This is a genomic window from Metabacillus litoralis, from assembly GCF_003667825.1.
GTDB classification, from domain to species: domain Bacteria; phylum Bacillota; class Bacilli; order Bacillales; family Bacillaceae; genus Metabacillus; species Metabacillus litoralis_B.
The window spans coordinates 3405278-3427737 of sequence record NZ_CP033043.1 but is presented as its reverse complement, the minus strand read 5'-3'; the positions used below and the strand labels follow the sequence as shown (position 1 = coordinate 3427737).

Below are 22460 nucleotides of genomic sequence, written 5' to 3'. Positions count from 1 at the left end.
AACCAATTTTATCAGATTCAGTTAGAAAACTTTCGAAATAATATTTATGAACAATAAACTTATTAAGGTTGATTGGAGCGAGCAACCTAGAGCGGAAATCAACCTACACAAAACCTGTTACATAGCAACTAAGTCTATGGAAGTTAGATTTATCAGGTGAATTGAACAGACAATTCCTAAAAATACTTCTTTCATCAACCTTTGGTAAAACTACCTCATCCTGCACATACTAGTACTGGGTGAGTAGCATGTTCAAACAACGATTAAAAAAGCTTATCTCAATTCTTTGTATGACCTTTCTTTTACCTGCAGCATTTCCTTCTGATCATCAGTACCAGCCTTCACTTAGCAGGGAAGTGAGTGTGGTACAAAATTACTATCATGCTCATCAGTACAATTCAATTAGTCAAGATTCTTTAGTGGTCAGTGAAAATGCAACATCAACGGAACCACCTAAAGTTTTTGCTCCCAAGGGTGAAAAAGAGTTTTCCTATAAAAAGTATCTTTCGCTAATAGAGAAAAACAGTGATGTGAATCGAACAGACTCTATCACAAAATTTCCTTATCACCGCTTTGACGTAAAGGTAGACCGAAATATAAAACCAGCGGATAAGGTAACACTTCATTGGGAGGGAAAGTCACTTCCGGGAAGGCAAGTTACCATGTATGCCTGGAATGTTGCAAATGAAAAGTGGACGGAGCTTGATGGTACGATAGCTAGTGATGAAGAATTTGCGTTAAATGGAACGATAAAAGCAGATGAATACGTGCAAGACCGTAGAATCAGTGTGATTGTTCAGGATCAGCTTCCGAAACATGGAAAAAGCTATGATTATTCGTTTGTTTGGATGACAGATACTCAATATTATGCACAGGATTATCCCGCCATTTTTAAAAGCATCACAGAATGGATTGCTCAAAACAAAGATGTGATGAATATCCGTTATGTGTTTCATACCGGAGACATTGTCAATAAAGCTCATGATGAAAAGCAATGGCAACGAGCAAGTGCTTATATGAATACATTAGATGTTGCGAAGATTCCTTATGGAGTTCTCCCGGGCAATCATGACGAAGGAGACGATTTCAAAAAATATAAGCAGTACTTTGGTGAACATCGGTTTAAGCATAAATCCTATTATGGCGGCTCTTATGATGATAATCTGGGTCATTATGACTTGATTTCTGCAAATGGAAAAGATTATATCTTTGTTTATATGGGCTGGGATATTGGGGAAGAAGAAATGAAATGGATGAATAAGGTTCTTCAGCGACACTCTGATCGAACAGCGATTCTCTCGTTTCATGAGTATTTAAAAAAGAACGGAAAACGAAGTCGTGAAGGAAATGAATTATTTGAAAAAGTGGTTGTTCCAAATAAAAATGTTGTTGCTGTTCTATGCGGTCATTACCATAGCAGTCAGCTAAAGGTTGATGAGCTTGATGATAATCAAGATGGAGATGTTGATCGGAAGGTATATCAAATTCTTGCGGATTATCAAAAAGGTGGAGAAGGAGGAAATGGGTTTTTACGCTTGCTTCATATTGATGAAGAAACAAACTCAATTGATGTTCAAACCTATTCCCCTTATTTGAATCAGTATCACTATTATGATCCTGAAAAGTATCCAGATAAAGAACAGTTTACAATGGACATTAATGTGAAGAGAACGCAGAAGATGATTGCAACTACGTATTTTGAAGTGAACATCTATAAACATCTTACAGGTGAGAAGGTAGCATATCAAAAAGAGTGATGAGGTTGATCTCATCACTTTTTTATTTACTTTCTAAGCTTATAATATGATTCAATTCCCTCAACAATTGCTTTGGCGCATGATTTTTGATAATCAGCAGTCCGCAATAGCTTTGCCTCTGTTTTGTTTGTCATAAACCCACATTCGCAAAGAATGGCTGTCATTTTTGTTGCTTTTAAAACATAAAAGCTTGCTGATTTCACTCCTCGATTTTTTCGACCGGTACGGTGAATTAATGCTGCTTGTACATTTGATGCCAAACCAAGGGCAGTTTTTGGTCTAGAGGTATATACAAATGTTTCAATTCCTTCTGCAGAAGTCCATTCCTTTCCATTGCCATGTGCATTTGCATGGATAGAGACAAATAAATCAACCTTTGCTTGATTTGCCATTGTTGTTCTTTCGATGATAGGGACATCTTTTTCGTCTGAGTGTGAAAAGTAAATTGTGACACCTTGGTAGCTTGTAAATATTTTTTTCATTTCAATGGCAACGGCTCGATTAAATTCATATTCCTTCATACCATCAACGGTTTGTTTACCAGGGGTGCTGTAGCCATGTCCAGCATCAATCATGATCCTCATGCTAAAACCTCCAATTTTTATTTATTCTTTCACTGTGTATATAGACTTTCTGATAGGTTAGAGTAGCGGACATTTGAAAAAAAGTTAAAATTTAACATGTTATAACTTTCCTATTATAGATATTTTTTATTATAATTAGAGCTATAAAAACTAACGTTCTATTTTTTACATAAATTACGGGGGAATTGTGTTGAACTCAAACAAACGTTACATCGTATCCGATCATAAAGAAATTACCTCCATTGATGAACTTGAAATCATTTGGAATAATACGAATGATGCCATCTTTTTAATTGCTCCGGATGGGGCTCTATTAAAAGCAAATCCTGCATTTGAGGAAATTCTTGGTTACAGCACTGAAGAATTAATCGGTAACCCACACCCTCCAATTCTGCCAACACTCCAGAAGCAAAAAGGCTTTTTAGAAAGAATGAAAAAAGGTGAAATCATCAAATATCATGAAGCGCAACGGGTGACAAAGGAAGGGAAAGTGATTGATATTGTATCCTCCTACTGTCCTGTGCATAATCATAATGGGGAGCTAGTATGCACGGTCGGAATGTATAAGGACGTAACAAAACAGATTGAGGCCCAAAGAAAGTTAAGGGAAAGTGAAGAAAAATATAGATTTATTGCCAATCATACATCAGACTTAATTATGATTCTTGATGATCAAAAATCAATCACATATGTTTCACCTTCCTCAGAACCGTTGTTGGGGTACTCTTCAGTAGAATGTCTGGACAAGCATATTTCGGTATTCATTTCTGAACATGACATACTTTCTTTTATGAACTGGGGTGAACAGCTAGAAAAAACAAATACAGTTCTAGAAACAGAGCTTCGTTATAAACACGCAAGTGGTTGTTTGATTTGGATGGAATTAAGGGGTTCTTATGTAGTTGATGAGGATAAAAAGAGAACGATTATTGTGTCAAGAGATATCAGTGAACGTAAAAAGTATGAAGAAGAATTAAGAAATATAGCTTTTCATGATTCTTTAACAGGTCTGCCAAACCGATATTATTTTAATGAATTATTAAAAGACGAAATGAGAAAATCTAAGGTCCACTCAATGGAAATGGCTATAATGTACCTTGATATTGATTCTTTTAAGCAAGTAAATGATACGTTTGGACATGCTGGCGGTGATGCCATTTTGATCGAATTCTCAAAAAGAATTCAAAAAAGCATTCGAAATAAAGATATTGTTTGCCGCTTAAGTGGTGATGAATTTGTTATTATTGTTTCAATTCCAAGTGATGAGGAAGTTGTTCGAAACATTGCTTCTCAAATTCAAGCTGAGCTAAAACAACCAATAGTTTTTGAACATCGTCAAATCTATATTACAGCATCTATTGGAATCTCAATCTATAATGAGGAAGAATTATCATCAGAAGAATTAATTAAAAGAGCTGATCATGCCCTTTATGAAGTAAAAGAAAATGGAAAGAACGATGTTACGTTTTGGGGTGATTCGTTCGTTAATAGATGATGGTGCATTTCATGATGAAATGCACCATTTTTTCATACGTTAATTAACTTCGACGTAGTAGCTACTACACCTTGCAGGCTCACCAGTAGGAGAGTTTTCTAATTATCTAATAAATAGTTTTGGAAAGCAGGATACTAATGCTAGAATAGAAAAAGAAGTCTTTCTTTCCAGATGAACAAGTATTTGGTGTAAGAAACTTAAGGCTAGCAAGGACTTAAACATATATTAATGAACATAGAAAGATTTTCTTTCTAGTTAACAAAGGAGGACACACCGTGCCAAAAGTTCGCACAAAGGATCTTATTGACAAATTTAATTTTGAAGTGATTAGTGGAGAAGAAGGAATAAATCGTCCAATTACAACAAGTGATTTGTCACGTCCTGGTATTGAGATGGCTGGTTTTTTTACATATTATCCGAAAGAACGTGTTCAATTACTTGGTAAGACGGAATTATCATTTTTTCACCAGCTTTCCGCGCAAGAGAAAAAGCATCGTATGGACGAGCTTTGTACAGAGATTACTCCTGCCATTATTGTGACTAGAGAAATGGAAACTCCTCAGGAGCTGATCGATGCCTCTGAACGTGAAGGAGTTCCTGTGTTACGTTCATCGATGAAAACAACCCGTTTATCAAGTCATTTGACGAACTTTCTTGAAGGAAAACTTGCCCCAACAACTGCTGTTCATGGAGTGTTAGTTGATATCTATGGTGTGGGTGTTCTAATTATTGGAAAAAGCGGTGTTGGTAAAAGTGAAACAGCCCTTGAGCTAGTAAAACGCGGTCACCGTCTTGTCGCAGATGATTGTGTGGAAATACGTCAGGAAGATAAGGATACACTTATTGGAAGTGCCCCTGAGCTAATTGAACATTTATTAGAAATTAGAGGACTAGGAATCATCAATGTGATGACACTATTCGGTGCAGGTGCGGTTCGAAGCTTTAAACGTATTACACTTGTGATTAACTTAGAACTATGGGATCAAAATAAACAGTACGACCGCCTAGGTCTTGAAGAAGATAAAATGAGAATCATTGATACAGATATTACCAAGCTAACAGTTCCTGTTCGTCCTGGACGTAACTTATCTGTTATTATCGAAGTAGCTGCGATGAATCACCGCTTAAAACGAATGGGTGTAAATGCAGCGGAGCAATTTACAAATAAGCTTGCCGGTGTGATTGAAGATGGAGACAACGAGGAAGAATAAAAAATACTAACCATGTGGAATCGGAGTCATTGCTCCGGTTCCATTGTTTTGGAATAATAAGGTAGTATTCTTAGTCGATAAAAAGTAAAATAAGGATGGTTGGTCAAAGTAATTAAAGGGTGGAAATACATAGAAACTACATATGCAGGGAGTTGAAGATATGGAAGAAAGTATTAAGCCACTAAATCCGATAGCAATCGAATTAGGTCCGATTCAAGTACATTGGTACGGTGTGATCATCGGCTTGGGAGCATTGCTTGCCTTACTTATTGCTGTAAGAGAAAGTGAACGACGCGGGCTGCATAAAGACACATTTGTTGATCTTGTTCTGTTTGCGATTCCAATTGCCATTTTAGGAGCAAGAGCCTATTATGTTATTTTTCAATGGGATTATTATTCTCAAAACCCGGGCGATATTATAAAAATCTGGAATGGCGGTCTCGCCATTCATGGTGGATTAATCGCGGCGTTTATAACTGGAGCAGTTTATGCAAAAGTGAAAAAGCTTTCGTTCTGGAAGCTAGCTGATATTGCAGCACCAAGTATTATTCTTGGGCAGGCAATTGGACGCTGGGGAAATTTTATGAATCAAGAAGCACATGGTGGACCTGTTACAAGAGAATTTTTAGAAGGTTTGTTTTTACCAGATTTCATTGTGAACCAAATGTATATTAATGGTCAATATTATCATCCGACATTCTTATATGAATCATTATGGAATCTAGCTGGATTTATCGGATTAATGCTATTAAGAAAAGCAAATTTCAGACGTGGGGAACTTTTCTTAACATATGTAATTTGGTATTCAGTAGGAAGATTCTTTGTTGAGGGACTTCGAACAGATAGCTTAATGCTGACAGAAACGTTAAGAATTGCGCAAGTTATTTCAATTGTTCTTGTTGCAGTTGCTGTGGGGATCATCATCTTCAGACGTTTAAAAGGCTATTCTAAAGTAAGATATTTAGATACGACTCAATAAGTTTGCTAAACATCAAGGGAGAGGGTTGAAATGGGAAAAAGCTTTAAAAACGGTCTGCAATCAGGCTTACAAACAACTTGGACACTGGGAAAGGTTATTTTTCCCATAACATTAGTCGTGAGCTTGCTGCAGTATACGCCAATCCTTGATTGGATTGTTCAGCTTATTTCGCCTCTAATGGGGATTTTCGGGCTTTCAGGAGAAGCGGCAATTCCATTGGTTATCGGAAATTTCCTTAATCTTTATGCCGGAATTGGTGCAATTCTCTCTTTAGATTTAAGTGTAAAAGAAGTATTTATACTAGCCACAATGCTTTCATTTTCACACAATCTTTTAGTGGAATCATCTGTTGCGGCGAAGGTTGGGTTGAAGCTTTGGATTATCTTGCTTGTCAGGCTTGGCCTTGCCTTTAGCTCTGCGATCATCATTAACCTTGTTTGGCAAGGTGGAAGTGAGATGGCTCAGTACGGATTTGTTAGTCAAACGGCTGTAGTTCCAAACGGATGGTTTGAGATTATCGGATTAGCTATCCAAAAGGCTGCTCTAGGGGTTGTTCAATTAGCACTTATCGTTATTCCTCTAATGATTGTGATTCAATATATGAAAGACTTAGGTTTATTAAAGGTATTTACAAGATGGATGGCACCTGTAACCCGGATGCTCGGAATGAAAGAAAACACATCGATGACATTAGTAGCAGGCCTTACAATTGGCTTAGCGTATGGAGCAGGTGTGATGATTCAGGCGGTAAAAGAAGATGGTGTTAGCTATAAAGATTTAACATTAGCCTTTATTTTTCTAGTAGCCTGTCATGCAGTTGTTGAGGATACATTAATCTTCATTCCACTTGGCATTCCAGTTTGGCCATTGCTAGCTATTCGTTTATCAGTAGCCATCATTTTAACAATAACAGTTGCCGCAATTTGGCGTAAGCTTGAAGCAGCACCAAGACGAAAGGAAGCGACATATGAAAATTAATACACTCTTATTCGACCTAGACGGAACATTAATCAATACAAATGAATTAATCATTGAATCCTTTCTCCATACATTACATTCTTATTATCCGGATCAATATAAAAGAGAAGATGTGTTACCATTTATCGGTCCAACTCTTTATGATACGTTCAATAGCATTAATCCTGAAAAAGTAGAAGAAATGGTGAAAGTATACCGCAAATTTAATCATGAACAGCATGATGTTCTTGTAAAAGAGTATGAGACAGTTTTTGAAACGGTAAAAACTCTGAAGGAAAAAGGCTTTAAGCTTGGTATTGTCACAACGAAAATTCGTGCAACCGTGAATATGGGCTTAACATTAACAAAGCTTGATCAGTTTTTTGATGTGGTTGTCACGCTTGATGATGTAGAAAATGCAAAACCACATCCAGAGCCAGTTCTAAAAGCGTTAGAGCAGTTAGGATCAAAACCTGAGGAAGCTATTATGGTCGGAGATAATCACCATGATGTGGAAGCTGGTAAAAATGCTGGCACTAAAACAGCGGGAGTTGCGTGGAGCATTAAAGGAAGAGACTACATTAGCAGCCACAATCCCGATTACTTACTTGAAACAATGAGCGATTTATTACCAATAGTCGGAGTGGAATAAGGTGAGAAGAACAACTCGATATCCTGTCACAGGAGCAAATTCATTATGGCATGTCTATAAAACCGTGCCATTTTGGAAGGTTGTTAAAAACTTTATTGTCATACAGCTTGCGAGGTATACACCGTTTTTAGGAATGAAAAATTGGCTGTACCGTAATTTTTTGCAGATGAAGGTTGGCGATCAAACATCATTCGCCCTCATGGTCATGCTAGATGTGATGTTCCCAGAAAAAATTTCGGTTGGGCGGAACACCGTAATCGGCTATAACACCACGATTTTAGCTCACGAATATTTGATTAATGAATACCGCCTCGGAGATGTTGAGATTGGGAGCGAAGTACTAATCGGTGCTAACTCAACGATTTTACCAGGTGTCATCATCGGGGATGGCGCCATCGTTTCTGCAGGAACTCTTGTCCATAAAGATGTCCCAGCAGGAGCATTTGTCGGCGGCAACCCCATGAGAATCATCTATACAAAAGAAGAGCTGGCAAACAGGGGAGAAGAGGCTGCTAGTCAAGACTAGTGGTCTTTTCTTTTTAAGATGGACAAGCTTTTGGAGTGCTTTTTGTTGGTGGTGAACGACAAATCTCAGTGTGTAAGTCGTTGTAATGTCGTTCATAAGGGTGATGAACGACATTACAGAGGTTGGAAGTAATGGTAGTGTCGTTCATAAGGGTGATGAACGACAAAATAGAGGTTGGAAGTAGCGGTAGTGTCGTTCATAAGGGTGATGAACGACAAAATAGAGGGTGGAAGTAATGGTAGTGTCGTTCATAAGGGTGATGAACGACAAAATAGAGGTTGGAAGTAATGGTAGTGTCGTTCATAAGGGTGATGAACGACAAAATAGAGGTTGGAAGTAATGGTAGTGTCGTTCATAAGAGTGATGAACGACAAAACAGAGGGTGGAAGTAATGGTAATGTCGTTCATAAGCGTGCTGAAGCCCAAACCAGAAGCCACAAGCACGAGAAATGTTCATCATAATCGAAATGAAGCCCAAACCAGAAGCCGTAACCACAAGAAATAGTCATCATAATCGAAATGAAGCCCAAACCAGAAGCCGCAAGCACAAGAAATGGTCATCATAAGCGAGATGAAGCCCAAACCAGAAGCCACAAGCACGAGAAATGGTCATCATAAGCGAGATGAAGCCCAAACCAGGAGCCGTAACCACAAGAAATAGTCATCATAATCGAAATGAAGCCCAAACCAGAAGCCGCAAGCACAAGAAATGGTCATCATAAGCGAGATGAAGCCCAAACCAGAAGCCACAAGCACGAGAAATGTTCATCATAATCGAAATGAAGCCCAAACCAGAAGCCGCAAGCATGAGAAATGTTCATCATAAACGTAAAGAAGCCCAAACCAGAAGCCGTAACCACAAAAAATGATCTTCATAAACACGATAAAAACCAAACCAGGAACAGCAATCACGAAAAATAATCTTCATAAAGAGAAAAGTCCAATAAATAGCACCACCGCGAGGCAATTCATCACTCTATTAACATTTAATTAAACGTTTGTTTAACTAAAAAAGTCAGAATAGCGCGTGAAATCAAAAGTCTTTTATATCCAAAATAAGAATGATTTCCTTGAAAAAGTTCCTTCACTTTGGTAGTATATTAGCATATTAGCGAAGTAAAGGATTCTGAAAATTAATGATAGTAATCAATGACGGGGGTACAGACTCTTATGTTTATGTTTGAAAAACCGCTTGGAATGGTTGATACATTACCAAATTTATATGAAGTGAAGAAGAAGACTCGTCGTGCGATGACGAATGAAATAGAAGCTTGGGGTTTTGAATTTATTGAAACACCAACTCTTGAATATTACGAAACAGTCGGAGTTCAGTCTGCGATTTTAGATCAGCAGCTTTTTAAATTGTTAGATCAACAAGGTCATACTTTAGTGCTGCGTCCGGATGTGACAGCACCAATTGCACGTGTGGCTGCATCGAAATTATTTAATAATCTTTATCCACAACGCCTTGCTTACTCTGCCAATGTTTTCCGTGCACAGCAGAACGAAGGTGGTCGCCCAGCTGAGTTTGAACAAGTGGGTGTTGAATTAATTGGTGACGGAACTACGAGCGCAGATGCTGAAGCGATTGCTTTAATGATCTCTGTTTTAAAGAAAGCAGGACTTAAGAACTTTAAAATTGCAATTGGTCATATTGGGTATGCCAATGCCTTATTCAAAGAGGTGCTTGGCAATCAAGAACGTGCAGACGTGTTAAGACGTTTTCTTTATGAGAAAAATTATGTTGGCTATCGTGAGCATGTTAAGGGGTTGCCATTATCATCAATTGATAAAGAACGTTTATTTACTTTACTAAAATTACGTGGTGGGATCGAGAAGGTAGAAGAGGCGAAGGAGCTTGTTACCTCTCAAGAAGCACGAAGTTCATTAGAAGAAGTTTCTCAATTATGGAATGCGCTTGAAGCATATCAGGTAACAGACTACTTAAAGCTAGATTTAAATATTGTGAGTCATATGAGCTATTATACGGGTGTTTTATTTGAGGTGTACGCGGACAATGTTGGTTTCATCATCGGAAATGGTGGGCGTTATGACCACTTATTTGAGAAATTCAATCGTGCTGCTCCAGCAACAGGCTTCGGTCTTCACCTTGATCGACTGATTGAAGCACTTAATGAAACAGAAGAGGCTAAGCTTCAATGCGTAATTTATAGCCAAGAACGACGTGCTGAAGCGATTTCGTTTGCAACAGAACTACGTGAAGACGGCAAACGAGTAGTGATGCAGGATATCACAGGTATTAAAGATGTTGATGCCTATACAAAGAAATTTGAAGAAGTAAGCTATTTTATCGGATCAAGAAAGGAGGAGCTGTAGGATGAGCCAATTATTAACGATTGCGATGCCAAAGGGAAGAATTTTTGAAGAGGCAGCAGATATGCTTCGTAAAGCTAATTATCAGCTTCCTCCTGAGTTTGATGAATCAAGAAAATTAATATTAGATGTTCCAAATGAGAATATTCGCTTTATCCTGGCTAAGCCAATGGATGTTGTCACGTATGTTGAACACGGTGTGGCTGATGTTGGAATTGCTGGAAAGGACGTTATGCTTGAGGAAGATCGCGATGTGTATGAGGTGTTGGATCTGAAGATTAGTGAATGCTACTTAGCTGTTGCTGGTCTCCCTAATGCGAAACTATCAGATGTTGCACCAAAAGTAGCAACAAAATATCCAAAAGTCGCTTCAAGCTATTTCCGTGAGCAAGGTGAACAGGTTGAAATTATAAAACTGAATGGTTCAATTGAGCTTGCTCCTTTAATTGGCTTAGCTGACCGAATTGTTGATATTGTCTCAACAGGGCGAACGCTAAAAGAAAATGGTTTGGTTGAGCTTGAGCATATTTGTCATATTACATCACGTCTTATCGTAAATCCGGTGAGCTATCGTATGAAGGATGAACCGATTGATGAGCTAGTGGAACGTCTATCGAAAGTAATTGGAGGATAAGAGGATGAAGATTACTCAAATTACAGACAAAAAAGTATCACTCAGAAGAACGATTGATACAGGGACAGAGGAACAACGTAAAATTGTTCAGTCAATTATCGCGACAGTTCGTGAAGAAGGAGATTCAGCTCTTTTTTCTTACACAGAAAAATTTGATCGTGTAAAATTGCCAAATCTTAAAGTAACCGAAGAGGAATTTACAGGTGCATACGAAGCTCTTGATAAAGAGCTAGTTGAAATTATCCGTGAAGCTGCAGCTAATATTCGTGCATTTCATGAAAAGCAAAAAAGAGAATCTTGGATCAGCTATGATGATAACGGCACGATGCTTGGACAGAAAATTACAGCTCTAGATGCAGTTGGGGTTTATGTGCCAGGTGGGACAGCAGCCTATCCATCTTCTGTGTTAATGAATGTCATTCCAGCGCAGGTTGCTGGGGTGAAAAGAATTGTGATCACTTCTCCTCCAAATGAGCTAGGAACACTTCCAGCAGGCGTCTTAGTTGCGGCAAAGGAGCTTGGTATCGCTGAAATATACAAAGTTGGTGGCGCACAGGCCATTGCTTCGTTAGCGTATGGAACGGAAACGATTGCGGCAGTTGATAAGATTATGGGTCCTGGTAACATTTTTGTTGCGCTTGCGAAGCGTGAAGTGTTCGGCATTGTTGATATCGACATGATCGCAGGTCCGAGTGAAATTGTGGTACTAGCGGATGAAACAGCTAAACCAAATGAAATTGCAGCCGACCTCCTTTCACAGTCTGAGCATGATAAAAATTCATCTAGTATTCTTGTCACAACATCAATGAAGCAGGCTGAAGAAGTAAAAGCGGAAGTGGAAAAGCAAGTAGAAACTCTTCCTAGAAAAGAAATTGCAAAGGCATCAGTTGAAGCGTACGGTCACATTTATGTTGCGGATGATCTGGAAACAGCCATTGCGGTTGTCAATGAGCTAGCTCCTGAGCATCTTGAAGTGTTAACGGTAAATCCATTGGCAAGCTTAAATGATATTCGTCATGCTGGAGCCATTTTCCTTGGACGTTATAGCTCTGAGCCAGTTGGTGATTATTTCGCAGGTCCTAACCATGTGTTGCCAACGAATGGAACAGCACGTTTTTCAAGTCCATTAAATGTTGATGATTTTGTGAAAAAATCAAGCATCATTTCTTATAGTGAAAAAGCATTTTTAACGAACTATTCAAAAGTTGCAAAGCTGGCACGCTTAGAGGGCTTAGAAGCACATGCCCGGGCAATGGAAGAACGACTTAAATAAGGAGGAAAAATGAATATGTCAAGAACAGCTTCGATTGAACGTCAAACAAAAGAAACGCAAATTTCACTGTCTTTTAATATAGATGGAACGGGTCAATCATCTCTTAAAACAGATGTGCCATTCATGGATCATATGCTTGACCTTTTTACAAAGCACGGGCAATTTGATTTAACAGTAAATGCAAATGGAGACGTTGAAATTGACGATCACCACACGACAGAAGATATTGGCATTTGCCTTGGTAACGCATTGCGCGAGGCGTTAGGCGATAAACGTGGAATTAAACGTTACGGAAATGCATTTGTTCCAATGGATGAGGCGTTAGCACAGGTTGTAGTTGACTTGAGTAACCGTCCGCATCTTGAGTTTCGCGCTGAGCTGCCAAGCACTAAAGTCGGTACATTCGATACCGAGAATGTTCATGAATTTTTATGGAAGCTGGCTCTTGAAGCACGTATGAATCTTCATGTGATTGTTCACTACGGTCATAACACACACCATATTATTGAAGCGATTTTTAAAGCATTAGCGAGAGCATTAGATGAGGCAACTAGTATTGACCCGCGTATGGAAGGGGTACTTCCTTCAACGAAAGGGATGTTATAGGCATGATCGCGATTATTGATTATGGAATGGGTAATTTATACAGCGTAAGTAAAGCGTTGGAGCGTATGAATGCTGACTATATTCTTTCAAGTGATGAAAAGGAACTAGCTAAAGCTGACGGCTACATTTTACCTGGAGTAGGTTCTTTTAAGGATGCAATGTCCATTTTAAATGAAACAGGCTTAACAAGCTTTATTCAAAAAGTTGTAGAAGAAGGTAAACCTTTGTTAGGTATTTGCTTAGGGATGCAGTTGCTTTTTGAGGAAAGTATTGAGAATGGGGAGGCGAAGGGACTTGCTTTCCTACCTGGTAAAGTAATTAGAATTCCTGAGGCAGCAGGAAGTGAACAGCTTAAAGTGCCACATATGGGCTGGAACAACTTAAATATGAAAAATGAAAGTCCGTTACTTGCAGGTCTTTCTAGTGGTTATGCTTATTTTGTTCATTCTTATTATGTTGATTCAGCTGAAGAAGACACATTGTTAGCAACAGCAAGCTATGGTGTGGAAGTACCGGCCGTAGTTGGACGTGGTAATGTGTATGGAACGCAATTCCATCCGGAAAAAAGCAGTGAGCTTGGCTTGGGCATACTAGAAAATTATATCAACATTGTGGAGGGAGAAAAACGATGAGCCAATTTATTATTTATCCGGCAATTGATATGCGCGGTGGCAAATGCGTGCGATTGCTTCAAGGCGATTATAACAAGGAAACGGTCTATGGTGATTCTCCTTTTGATATGGCGAAGACGTTTGATGACCAAGGAGCAAGCTGGATTCATATGGTAGATTTAGATGGAGCGAAAGCAGGTAAGCTTGTTAATCATCAGCATGTCATTGATGCAGCTACGAAACTATCAGCTAAAATTCAAATTGGCGGGGGCATTCGTACGGAGGAAGATGTAGAGTTCTACCTTTCAAACGGAGTTGACCGAGTGATTTTAGGTAGTGCGGCCATTTCTAATCCTGATTTTGTGAAAAAAATGCTCGCTGCATATGGAGAAAAAATTGCAATTGGTATTGATGCGAAAGATGGTTATGTGTCAACAGAGGGCTGGTTGAATACATCAACTGTAAAAGCAACAGATCTTGGAAAAGAGCTTGCTGCTGCAGGTGCTGAAATATTTATTTTTACGGATATCGCAACAGACGGAATGCTTTCTGGACCTAATGTGGAAGCGGTCGTTGAGATGGCGAAAGCAACTGGAAAAGAAGTGATTGCTTCTGGTGGGGTAAGCTCATTAAAAGATTTAGAGACTCTCGCTGAATATCAGCAAGAAGGTGTTGCGGGTGCGATTGTAGGAAAGGCGCTATACACAAATCAGTTTTCTCTTACTGATGCTTTAAAGGTAGGAACACAATCATGATTACTAAACGGATCATACCATGCTTAGATGTAAAAGAAGGACGAGTTGTAAAAGGAATTCAGTTTTTAGGATTAAGAGACGCAGGAGATCCGGTTGAGCTTGCGAAGTTTTACGATCAAGAAGGGGCAGATGAATTAGTCTTCTTAGACATTTCTGCTTCACATGAAGGTCGAAAAACAATGGTCGATGTTGTTGAACAGGTTGCCGCTCAGCTAGCAATTCCTTTTACAGTTGGTGGAGGAATTAACTCACTAGAAGATATGAAGCGAATTCTACGTGCAGGTGCAGATAAGGTTTCTTTAAACACAGCAGCTTTAGTAAATCCTGAGCTTATTACAGAGGGAGCAGGTTTCTTTGGTTCTCAGTGTATCGTTGTCGCAATTGATGCGAAATTTGATGAAGAATTAGGCAGCTGGAGAGTGTTTACTCATGGTGGTCGTAATGCGACACATTGGGAAGTGGTAGAATGGGCAAAAGAAGCTGTGAAACGTGGTGCTGGGGAAATTCTTCTCACAAGCATGGATAGTGATGGAGAAAAAAGCGGCTTTAATATCGCCTTAAATAAAGCGGTTAGTGAAGCGGTCACTGTTCCAGTTATTGCATCAGGTGGAGCTGGAAATGCCGAGCACTTTTTACATGCTTTTCAAGAAGGAAAAGCAGATGCTGCTCTAGCTGCTTCGATTTTTCATTACAAAGAAACGTCGGTTAAAGAAGTAAAAGCATACTTAGATCAACAGGGGGTGAATGTACGATGAACGTTAAATTTGACCAAAATGGCTTGGTTCCGGCAATCGTACAAGATGCGGCAAGTAAAGAAGTGTTAACACTAGCTTATATGAACGAAGAATCCTTACAAAAAACGTTGGATACGAAGGAAACTTGGTTTTACAGCCGTTCTAGACAAGAGCTTTGGCATAAAGGTGCAACGTCTGGGAATACGCAAAAAGTGGTTGAAATGAGATATGATTGTGATCAAGATGCCATTCTTGTCCTTGTTCAGCCTCAAGGTCCAGCATGTCATACAGGTGCATATACATGCTTTAGTGAAACAATTGAGAAACAAGAAGTTTCTCCTGCTCAAGACCGTTTCCAGATTTTAAATACATTAGAGAAATTAATTGCTGAACGTGAAAGTGAGCTGCCGGAAGGATCTTATACAACATACTTATTCACTGAAGGTGTAGATAAAATTTTGAAGAAGGTCGGAGAAGAAGCAGGGGAAGTAATTATTGCTTCTAAAAACCGTGACCATGATGAGTTGAAATGGGAAGTGGCTGATTTGCTATTTCACTTAATGGTTTTATTACGAGAGCAGAAGCTACCTTTAGATGACGTGTTAAAGGTATTAGAGGAGAGACATGCGTCAAAATAAAGTCAGTGAGGCAATCGGTTTAACATCGATTGCCTTTATATATGGGGATGTGCTGTGTGCCCTGCTTTTTCCTGCTTATTGGTTAGTCTTTTTTAGATAAGTTTTCTCGATCAATAGCCTGGGGTGGCCTCTCAAACCATTCATTTTTAATCATGATATTTACACCGTCTTCTGCATATAATCCTATGTCTTTCATCATTTTTAAGTATTTTGCAGCTACATCACGTCTAAACGATAAAGCTAGCGAGCCCCCAATATTCCCCAAACCTATCCCGTTTAATGACATAACGTGAAATAACATTAGTTTATCTGAAAAAGGGGCAACCGTTGAATCTGTTACTTCTGTATCCCATGTCATTGGGGAAGGAAGTGTGCTTTCTTCTAAAATTTGCCGTAAAGATTCCATAATGGACTTTGCTAAATCAATTCCTCTTACAAAGTGGTTTCTAAGCTCTTCAGAACCAGCTGTCTGGGCAAACCCAATTAACAAGGCTTTTCCGTTTGCGTTGTTTGTGTGATTCATGTAGATGTGGGCAATTTCATCTGCTGTTAATGTTCTTCGTTCACCAAACCAACCTCGTAGGAAACTTTGCTTTTTAACCATATCAGGATGATCTGGAACTGCGATGTACGGCGGGCGAATATAAAGTCCTTTTGAGAGCATAACTTCTTTTGCAACATCTTCTACCTGTGCTGCTTCAACCAAATAATGAAAATATAAGTTCCTAATATCTTTTCTAGCACTCATAGAAAATGCCATTCCATCTGCAGCAATTCCAGCTTTACCCAAGTTGCGAATAAAGTAAAGCATGTACGTATCAGAATATAATCTCGGCGCATCAAAGTTAATATCTTCATCAGAAAAGCCAATGGGAATTGGGTAGTTCTCTTTATTAAAAATCTCTTTTAATGTTAAAAGATGTTCAGTAGACTTTTGTAAACTAAAGTTAATTACTTGTTTTATTTCTTCATCTACTACAATTTTGCTAAAATACTTCAATACTGGATTCGATGCACTCTCGGTCATATAGGATGTCCACAGCGCAGCAAGCTCTGCTGATGTTAAGTCGATATGATGTTCCATTTTATCCATAGTCCCGATCCTCCTTGTTTGTTAGTACTAGTATAAACAATTGAAGTGTAAATATTTGTAATTCATTAAATGTGAGAAAGGGCTTAATAAATATCTATTTAGAACTATAAACTTATGGTATACTTACGTACGGGAATTTAATGAAATGGAGGATCTCAGTGGGAAGACAATTGAGCAAACAACAAAAAAGAGCACAGGTTGTCCCGTTTCTCCAAGATGGACAATATTACTATAATAAGGGCCTCAAGGCTTACCGTGAATATAACTATCAAAAGGCAAGTAAATATTTACAGAAGAGCATTGAGTTAGATCCGAATGACTCAATGAAGCTGTCTCAGCTAGCGGCCATCTATACAGATATGGGAAAATACAGCCAATCAAATGAATTGCTTTCACACATACTTGAAGAGCTTGATCAGGATATGACGGAATGTCATTATTTAATGGCAAATAATTACGCACATCTTGGATTGTTTCAGGAAGCCTACAAGTGTGCGACTGAATATGCAAATAAAGAGCCATATGGTGAGTTTACTGAAGAAAATGAAGATCTGATTGATCTTTTAACGATGGAAGATGATGATGAAGAGCCATTTTTAAAAGATCCTGATGATTTAATTTTAAAACAGGATGCGGCAAAATCACTACTTGAAACAAGTCAGTTTGAAGAAGCGATTTTACTTCTAGAAGAAATTGTTGCTGAATACCCTGAATTTTGGTCAGCACACAACAACTTATCTTTAGCCTATTTTTATGTAGGGGAAGTGGAAAAAGCTAAAGAGTACCTGCAAACTGTCCTTGAACGGAATCCGGGCAATTTACATGCTTATTGTAATCTTTTAGTATTCTATTATTATGAACGCCAGGATGACAAGGTTGAGGAGCTTGCAAATACTTTATCGACTGTACACCCGCTTTTATTCGAACATCGCTATAAATTAGGGGCAACATTCGCTTTAGTTGGTTATTATCCTTTAGCATACAAATGGCTTCGTTCATTACACAAACAAGGCTACGAAGGTGATGAGGTATTCTACTATTGGCTGTCATATGCAGCTTATTTTACAGGAAATGTATCATTCTCTGAGCAAATGTGGGAGCGAGTATTAAAGGAAAATAAAGATAAAGCAGGCTCTGAGCCGTGGAATTTGAACGCAGATTCAAATCAGCGAGTGAGCAATATGACACTAGAAGAGCGCCTATACGCGATTTTCTTGGCCATACAAACAAAAAATCTCGATCAACTATATGAATATCAATCATCAGCTGTCCCACAATCACAGCTAGAAAAAGAGTTTATCAAACTAGCCTTATCTAAACACTTTGATTCATATGATCAGGTCTCGTCTCTCTATCAAATAGCAGAGTCTTTATTCGTGCATTCCGAGCATGATGAATTATTTTTGTTCTCATTCCGTATTTTAATGAAAGCTTATAAACAAAATTACTCGCTAAAAAACTACCAAGGCTGGGCTGCTGCTCTGGACTATGTATGGAGAAGCCAAGCAAACCAGTCAATTACACAAACTGTTATTGCTTCTGAGTACGGCACATCGGTATCGTCTGTAGGGAAGTATGTAAAGCTTGTGAAGAGTATTTTAGCTTAATGATAAAACCTGCCTGAGAGAAGGCGGGTTTTTTGTTGGAGATGTAAGGAATCATGTTCATGAAAATCAATACATTCATCTTGGTGCTCCACAAATGAGCAAAAATATGGCATGATTTCACTATATTTTATACGATGTCTATAAGGCAAAATGATGAAGACGGTAGGAAAAGGGTGTATGTGTCTTCTCGTATTGGCAGATAATCAAAGTAAAGGTCATTTTAAGGAGTGAACAACGTGTCAGAAGAAAAAATTTATGACGTCATTATTGCAGGAGCAGGTCCCGCTGGAATGACAGCTGCTGTTTATACGTCTCGTGCAAATTTATCAACGTTAATGATTGAGCGTGGAGTACCGGGCGGCCAAATGGCAAACACAGAGGAAGTTGAAAACTATCCGGGCTTTGATCATATATTAGGACCAGAATTATCAACGAAAATGTTTGATCATGCGAAGAAATTCGGTGCAGAATATGCGTACGGAGATATTCAGGAAATTATTGATGGTGAAGAATACAAAACAGTAAAAGCTGGGAAAAAAGAATATAAAACAAGAGCAATCATTATTGCAACAGGTGCAGAATACAAAAAAATCGGTGTTCCTGGAGAGAAAGAACTAGGTGGACGTGGCGTATCTTATTGCGCAGTTTGTGATGGTGCTTTCTTTAAAGGAAAAGAATTAGTCGTTGTTGGCGGAGGGGATTCAGCAGTTGAAGAGGGTGTTTATTTAACTCGATTCGCTTCAAAGGTTACAATTGTTCACCGTCGTGATGAATTAAGAGCGCAAAAAATTCTTCAGCAGCGTGCATTTGATAATGAAAAGATCGACTTTATCTGGAATCATACAGTAAAAGAAATTCATGATGTAGACGGCAAGGTTGGCAAAGTGACCTTAGTGAACACGCAAAATGGAGAAGAACAAGAATTCAAAACAGATGGTGTGTTCATTTATATCGGAATGGTTCCACTATCAAAGCCGTTTGAAAGCCTTGGGATTACGAACGAAATGGGCTATATTGAAACAAATGACCGTATGGAAACAAGAGTTGAGGGGATTTTTGCAGCTGGAGATATCCGTGAAAAAATGCTCCGTCAAATTGTGACAGCTACAGGTGACGGTAGTATTGCGGCACAAAGTGCTCAACACTATGTAGAAGAGCTTGTTGAAAAGCTTAAAGTAAGTAAATAATTATTTCAAACGTAAAAGAATGTCGAATGGCGGTTAACAATTTCGTAATTGTGTTTTAACTCTCCTGTAACATGAGTGAAACAATTATGAGGTACTATATAAATAGTAATTGACCCCCTTTTATAAATAGACTTAATTTCGAGCATGGGCGCCCTTTCCCGTGCTCCCTTTTTTTGTTCTTCAACCTGTTTTTATTTCTTTTTAAAAAAAATGAAACAGATTTCCATCTTATCCGTATATACATATAGTAAATTCCTCTTTTTTTACCAAATGAAAAGCTAATCGTGTTCGTTGTATACATAATTTGAACATAGTATAATAAACAAAAGTAAAGATCGAGATAAAATGAGGAAAATTCCAATGTCATGTGAATAATAGAGGTGAAGAATTTGCAAAGAGTAACCAACTGCGTCTTAATGGAAGGAAACAAGGTTCTTCTCCTGCAAAAGCCTAGAAGAGGTTGGTGGGTAGCTCCCGGTGGGAAAATGGAACTGGGGGAATCTGTGAAGGATACTGTCACACGTGAATACAGGGAAGAAACAGGAATCTATATAAAAAACCCTCAATTAAAAGGTATTTTTACGTTCATCATACAAGATGGAAAAGATATTGTTTCAGAATGGATGATGTTTACCTTCTTAGCAACTGATTATCAAGGAACGAATGTAGGAGAATCAGAAGAAGGAACAATTAAATGGCATGATAAAGAAGCGGTTCAGGAGTTACCGATGGCACCAGGAGACCACCACATCCTGGATTATGTGATGAAAGGTACTGGAATGCTTTACGGGACCTTTACATATACTCCAGATTTTGAACTATTATCTTATCGCTTGGATCCACAATAAACCGTCATATTTACTTACAAGCTTTTATAAGAAATGAATACATTTATGATACGTTACATGTAGCAGGAAAACGAGAGGAGGAGAGATTAATGAGTGTCGAGCAGAATGAGCAGCAATTTTCACAGCAAGATGTACAGATGGTTATTATTACTGGTATGTCTGGCGCAGGAAAAACAGTAGCCATTCAAAGTTTTGAAGACCTAGGTTACTTCTGTGTGGACAACTTGCCGCCAACCCTTTTACCGAAGTTTTTGGAGTTAATGAAAGAATCTGGCTCTAAAATGAATAAAGTTGCATTAGTTATGGATCTTCGTGGAAGAGAGTTTTTCGATAGTTTGTTTAAAGCACTTGATGATCTACCGGAAAACTCATGGGTAACTCCCCATATTTTATTCCTTGATGCAAAAGATTCTACTCTTGTCACAAGATATAAGGAAACAAGACGCTCCCATCCTTTAGCTTCTAAAGGTCTTCCATTAGAAGGGATTGGCTTAGAACGAGATTTGTTAGAAGAAATGAAGGGTAGAGCTCAATTAATTTATGATACATCAGATTTAAAGCCAAGAGAGCTACGTGAAAAGATCCTTAAACAATTTTCATCAAGTGTTCAGCACACGTTTACCGTGAATGTAACATCATTTGGATTTAAATATGGAATCCCAATCGATGCTGATCTTGTCTTTGACGTTCGTTTCCTACCAAATCCTCATTATATAGAACATATGAGGCCAAAAACAGGCTTGCAGGAAGAGGTTTCTTCATACGTGTTAAAGTGGAATGAAACACAAAAGTTTCTTGAAAAGCTTATAGATTTGCTCACGTTCATGCTGCCTTATTATAAACGTGAAGGAAAAAGTCAAATTGTTATTGCGATTGGTTGCACAGGAGGTCAACATCGCTCAGTAACACTCGCTGAATATCTTGCAAAACATTTTCACCAAGACTATCATACTCAAGTCTCACACCGAGATATTGAGAAGAGAAAGAATCACTAAGCATGACAGAACATTTGCCTAAAGTTGTGATTATCGGGGGCGGTACAGGGTTATCCGTTTTATTAAGAGGGTTAAAGCACTTTCCTGTTGATATTACGGCCATTGTGACTGTTGCTGATGATGGCGGGAGCTCGGGCAGGCTCCGAAATGAGTTGAACATTCCACCTCCTGGAGATATACGAAATGTATTAGCTGCTTTATCTGATGTTGAACCACTTGTTGAAGAACTATTTCAACATCGCTTCAATAAAGGGAATAATCTCATTGGCCATTCCTTAGGGAATCTCATTTTAGCTGCTATGACGAATATTACTGGTGATTTTGTTCATGCAATCAAAGAAATGAGTACTGTCTTAAATGTACGTGGAAAAGTTTTACCAGCTGCTAATTCTAGTGTTGTGTTAAACGCAGAAATGGAGGATGGCACAATTGTATCAGGAGAATCAAAAATTCCTTTCTCAGGTAAAAGAATTAAAAAGGTGTTTTTGAGTCCTACCGAAATTGAGCCTCTTCCTGAAACAATTGATGTGATCAGAGAAGCTGATTTAATTGTCATTGGTCCAGGCAGCTTGTACACAAGTATCCTACCGAATCTTCTTGTACCGAAAATAGGAGAAGAAGTTTGCAAAGCAAAAGCGAAAAAGGTATATATCTGCAATGTGATGACACAGGCGGGGGAAACATTAAATTACTCTGCAAGTGACCATGTGAAAGCATTGTATGAGCATATGAATGAATCATTTATTGATACCATTCTCGTAAATGAAGAAGAAATACCTGAGAACATAAAGTCATTATATGAGGAGGAGCTTGCGAAGCCTGTTCATTATGATATTGAAAGGTTAAAATTACTAGGTCTTGAAGTGATAACAGACAATATTGTTTGTTATGAGAATAGTGTCATTCGACATGACACAAATAAAGTTGCAAAGCTATTATATGGAATTCTTCAAGAAGACTAACACGGGTTCCAGGTAAAGAATG

At 38.5% G+C, this 22460-nt stretch carries 22 protein-coding genes; 20 read left to right on the top strand and 2 right to left on the bottom strand.

From position 1 onward, the window contains the following. Window positions 1–248: 248 nt before the first annotated feature. The gene (locus D9842_RS16970; RefSeq protein WP_121663518.1) at window positions 249–1757 is read left to right on the top strand and encodes a metallophosphoesterase; all 1509 of its coding nucleotides are present in this window, start codon (window positions 249–251) and stop codon (window positions 1755–1757) included. 26 nt (window positions 1758–1783) lie between these two features. On the opposite strand, the gene D9842_RS16965 is transcribed toward D9842_RS16970, so the two are convergent. Continuing rightward, entirely contained in the window at window positions 1784–2341 is a 558-nt protein-coding gene (locus D9842_RS16965; protein ID WP_121663517.1) for an N-acetylmuramoyl-L-alanine amidase family protein, read from the bottom strand. A 190-nt stretch (window positions 2342–2531) separates the two neighbouring features. Here D9842_RS16965 and D9842_RS16960 point away from each other — a divergent pair, with 190 nt between their 5' ends. The 14 genes from D9842_RS16960 to hisIE all read left to right on the top strand — a co-directional run bounded on the left by D9842_RS16960 (window position 2532) and on the right by hisIE (window position 15746). Then, window positions 2532–3836, top strand: coding sequence for a diguanylate cyclase domain-containing protein (locus tag D9842_RS16960; RefSeq protein WP_162987469.1), 1305 nt, complete (start codon window positions 2532–2534; stop codon window positions 3834–3836). Window positions 3837–4111: 275 nt separating this feature from the next. Next, window positions 4112–5047: an HPr(Ser) kinase/phosphatase gene (hprK, locus tag D9842_RS16955; protein ID WP_121663515.1), complete on the top strand. Its 936-nt coding sequence runs from the start codon at window positions 4112–4114 to the stop codon at window positions 5045–5047. 160 nt (window positions 5048–5207) lie between these two features. Further along, a complete protein-coding gene (lgt, locus tag D9842_RS16950) occupies window positions 5208–6026 on the top strand; it encodes a prolipoprotein diacylglyceryl transferase (RefSeq protein ID WP_121663514.1) in 819 nt (272 codons plus the stop codon). Window positions 6027–6056: 30 nt separating this feature from the next. Further along, window positions 6057–7004 carry a nucleoside recognition domain-containing protein gene (locus tag D9842_RS16945; protein ID WP_121663513.1) on the top strand — a complete coding sequence of 316 codons (948 nt, stop codon included), beginning with the start codon at window positions 6057–6059 and terminating at the stop codon, window positions 7002–7004. Beyond that, window positions 6994–7635, top strand: coding sequence for a pyrophosphatase PpaX (gene ppaX / locus D9842_RS16940; RefSeq protein WP_121663512.1), 642 nt, complete (start codon window positions 6994–6996; stop codon window positions 7633–7635). Before D9842_RS16945 ends, ppaX begins: the two co-directional genes overlap by 11 nt. Window position 7636: 1 nt before the next feature. Then, window positions 7637–8161 (top strand): acyltransferase, encoded by a 525-nt coding sequence (locus tag D9842_RS16935; protein ID WP_121663511.1) that lies wholly within the window; start codon window positions 7637–7639, stop codon window positions 8159–8161. A gap of 1170 nt (window positions 8162–9331) precedes the next feature. After that, window positions 9332–10498: an ATP phosphoribosyltransferase regulatory subunit gene (locus D9842_RS16930; RefSeq protein WP_373995077.1), complete on the top strand. Its 1167-nt coding sequence runs from the start codon at window positions 9332–9334 to the stop codon at window positions 10496–10498. A 1-nt stretch (window position 10499) separates the two neighbouring features. After that, the gene (gene hisG, locus D9842_RS16925; protein ID WP_121663510.1) at window positions 10500–11129 is read left to right on the top strand and encodes an ATP phosphoribosyltransferase; all 630 of its coding nucleotides are present in this window, start codon (window positions 10500–10502) and stop codon (window positions 11127–11129) included. 4 nt (window positions 11130–11133) lie between these two features. Then, on the top strand, window positions 11134–12402 hold the full coding sequence (gene hisD, locus D9842_RS16920) for a histidinol dehydrogenase (RefSeq protein WP_121663509.1): 1269 nt from the start codon (window positions 11134–11136) through the stop codon (window positions 12400–12402). A 15-nt stretch (window positions 12403–12417) separates the two neighbouring features. Then, window positions 12418–13008 (top strand): imidazoleglycerol-phosphate dehydratase HisB, encoded by a 591-nt coding sequence (hisB, locus tag D9842_RS16915; protein WP_121663508.1) that lies wholly within the window; start codon window positions 12418–12420, stop codon window positions 13006–13008. A 2-nt stretch (window positions 13009–13010) separates the two neighbouring features. Further along, window positions 13011–13640: an imidazole glycerol phosphate synthase subunit HisH gene (gene hisH / locus D9842_RS16910; protein WP_162987468.1), complete on the top strand. Its 630-nt coding sequence runs from the start codon at window positions 13011–13013 to the stop codon at window positions 13638–13640. Further along, a complete protein-coding gene (hisA, locus tag D9842_RS16905; RefSeq protein WP_121663506.1) occupies window positions 13637–14374 on the top strand; it encodes a 1-(5-phosphoribosyl)-5-[(5-phosphoribosylamino)methylideneamino]imidazole-4-carboxamide isomerase in 738 nt (245 codons plus the stop codon). The genes hisH and hisA overlap by 4 nt, the downstream gene beginning before the upstream one ends. Beyond that, window positions 14371–15129, top strand: a complete 759-nt coding sequence (hisF, locus tag D9842_RS16900) for an imidazole glycerol phosphate synthase subunit HisF (RefSeq protein ID WP_121663505.1) — start codon at window positions 14371–14373, stop codon at window positions 15127–15129. The genes hisA and hisF overlap by 4 nt, the downstream gene beginning before the upstream one ends. After that, a complete protein-coding gene (hisIE, locus tag D9842_RS16895; protein WP_121663504.1) occupies window positions 15126–15746 on the top strand; it encodes a bifunctional phosphoribosyl-AMP cyclohydrolase/phosphoribosyl-ATP diphosphatase HisIE in 621 nt (206 codons plus the stop codon). Before hisF ends, hisIE begins: the two co-directional genes overlap by 4 nt. Window positions 15747–15828: 82 nt before the next feature. On the opposite strand, the gene D9842_RS16890 is transcribed toward hisIE, so the two are convergent. Further along, entirely contained in the window at window positions 15829–16839 is a 1011-nt protein-coding gene (locus tag D9842_RS16890) for a DUF3231 family protein (protein WP_121663503.1), read from the bottom strand. Window positions 16840–16997: 158 nt separating this feature from the next. On the opposite strand from D9842_RS16890, the gene D9842_RS16885 reads away from it, so the two are divergent. From D9842_RS16885 to D9842_RS16865, 5 genes are all read left to right on the top strand, one after another. Next, window positions 16998–18446, top strand: a complete 1449-nt coding sequence (locus D9842_RS16885; protein ID WP_162987467.1) for a tetratricopeptide repeat protein — start codon at window positions 16998–17000, stop codon at window positions 18444–18446. Between the two features lie 236 nt (window positions 18447–18682). After that, a complete protein-coding gene (gene trxB / locus D9842_RS16880; RefSeq protein ID WP_121663501.1) occupies window positions 18683–19633 on the top strand; it encodes a thioredoxin-disulfide reductase in 951 nt (316 codons plus the stop codon). Between the two features lie 380 nt (window positions 19634–20013). Then, complete coding sequence (locus D9842_RS16875) at window positions 20014–20481, top strand: 8-oxo-dGTP diphosphatase (protein ID WP_098797864.1); 468 nt, start codon at window positions 20014–20016, stop codon at window positions 20479–20481. An 89-nt stretch (window positions 20482–20570) separates the two neighbouring features. Next, window positions 20571–21476 carry an RNase adapter RapZ gene (rapZ, locus tag D9842_RS16870; protein WP_121663500.1) on the top strand — a complete coding sequence of 302 codons (906 nt, stop codon included), beginning with the start codon at window positions 20571–20573 and terminating at the stop codon, window positions 21474–21476. 2 nt (window positions 21477–21478) lie between these two features. Further along, complete coding sequence (locus tag D9842_RS16865; protein WP_121663499.1) at window positions 21479–22438, top strand: gluconeogenesis factor YvcK family protein; 960 nt, start codon at window positions 21479–21481, stop codon at window positions 22436–22438. The last annotated feature ends 22 nt before the right edge of the window (window positions 22439–22460 follow it).

Coding starts and splice junctions, on each gene's coding strand:
- D9842_RS16930 (WP_373995077.1), top strand. CDS start 9,332: ATGTTTATGTTTGAAAAACCGCTTGGAATGGTTGATACATTACCAAAT.
- hisD (WP_121663509.1), top strand. CDS start 11,134: ATGAAGATTACTCAAATTACAGACAAAAAAGTATCACTCAGAAGAACG.
- D9842_RS16865 (WP_121663499.1), top strand. CDS start 21,479: ATGACAGAACATTTGCCTAAAGTTGTGATTATCGGGGGCGGTACAGGG.
- hisG (WP_121663510.1), top strand. CDS start 10,500: ATGAGCCAATTATTAACGATTGCGATGCCAAAGGGAAGAATTTTTGAA.
- ppaX (WP_121663512.1), top strand. CDS start 6,994: ATGAAAATTAATACACTCTTATTCGACCTAGACGGAACATTAATCAAT.
- D9842_RS16945 (WP_121663513.1), top strand. CDS start 6,057: ATGGGAAAAAGCTTTAAAAACGGTCTGCAATCAGGCTTACAAACAACT.
- hisF (WP_121663505.1), top strand. CDS start 14,371: ATGATTACTAAACGGATCATACCATGCTTAGATGTAAAAGAAGGACGA.
- hisH (WP_162987468.1), top strand. CDS start 13,011: ATGATCGCGATTATTGATTATGGAATGGGTAATTTATACAGCGTAAGT.
- lgt (WP_121663514.1), top strand. CDS start 5,208: ATGGAAGAAAGTATTAAGCCACTAAATCCGATAGCAATCGAATTAGGT.
- hisA (WP_121663506.1), top strand. CDS start 13,637: ATGAGCCAATTTATTATTTATCCGGCAATTGATATGCGCGGTGGCAAA.
- rapZ (WP_121663500.1), top strand. CDS start 20,571: ATGAGTGTCGAGCAGAATGAGCAGCAATTTTCACAGCAAGATGTACAG.
- D9842_RS16970 (WP_121663518.1), top strand. CDS start 249: ATGTTCAAACAACGATTAAAAAAGCTTATCTCAATTCTTTGTATGACC.
- D9842_RS16890 (WP_121663503.1), bottom strand. CDS start 16,839: ATGGATAAAATGGAACATCATATCGACTTAACATCAGCAGAGCTTGCT.
- hisIE (WP_121663504.1), top strand. CDS start 15,126: ATGAACGTTAAATTTGACCAAAATGGCTTGGTTCCGGCAATCGTACAA.
- D9842_RS16965 (WP_121663517.1), bottom strand. CDS start 2,341: ATGAGGATCATGATTGATGCTGGACATGGCTACAGCACCCCTGGTAAA.
- hisB (WP_121663508.1), top strand. CDS start 12,418: ATGTCAAGAACAGCTTCGATTGAACGTCAAACAAAAGAAACGCAAATT.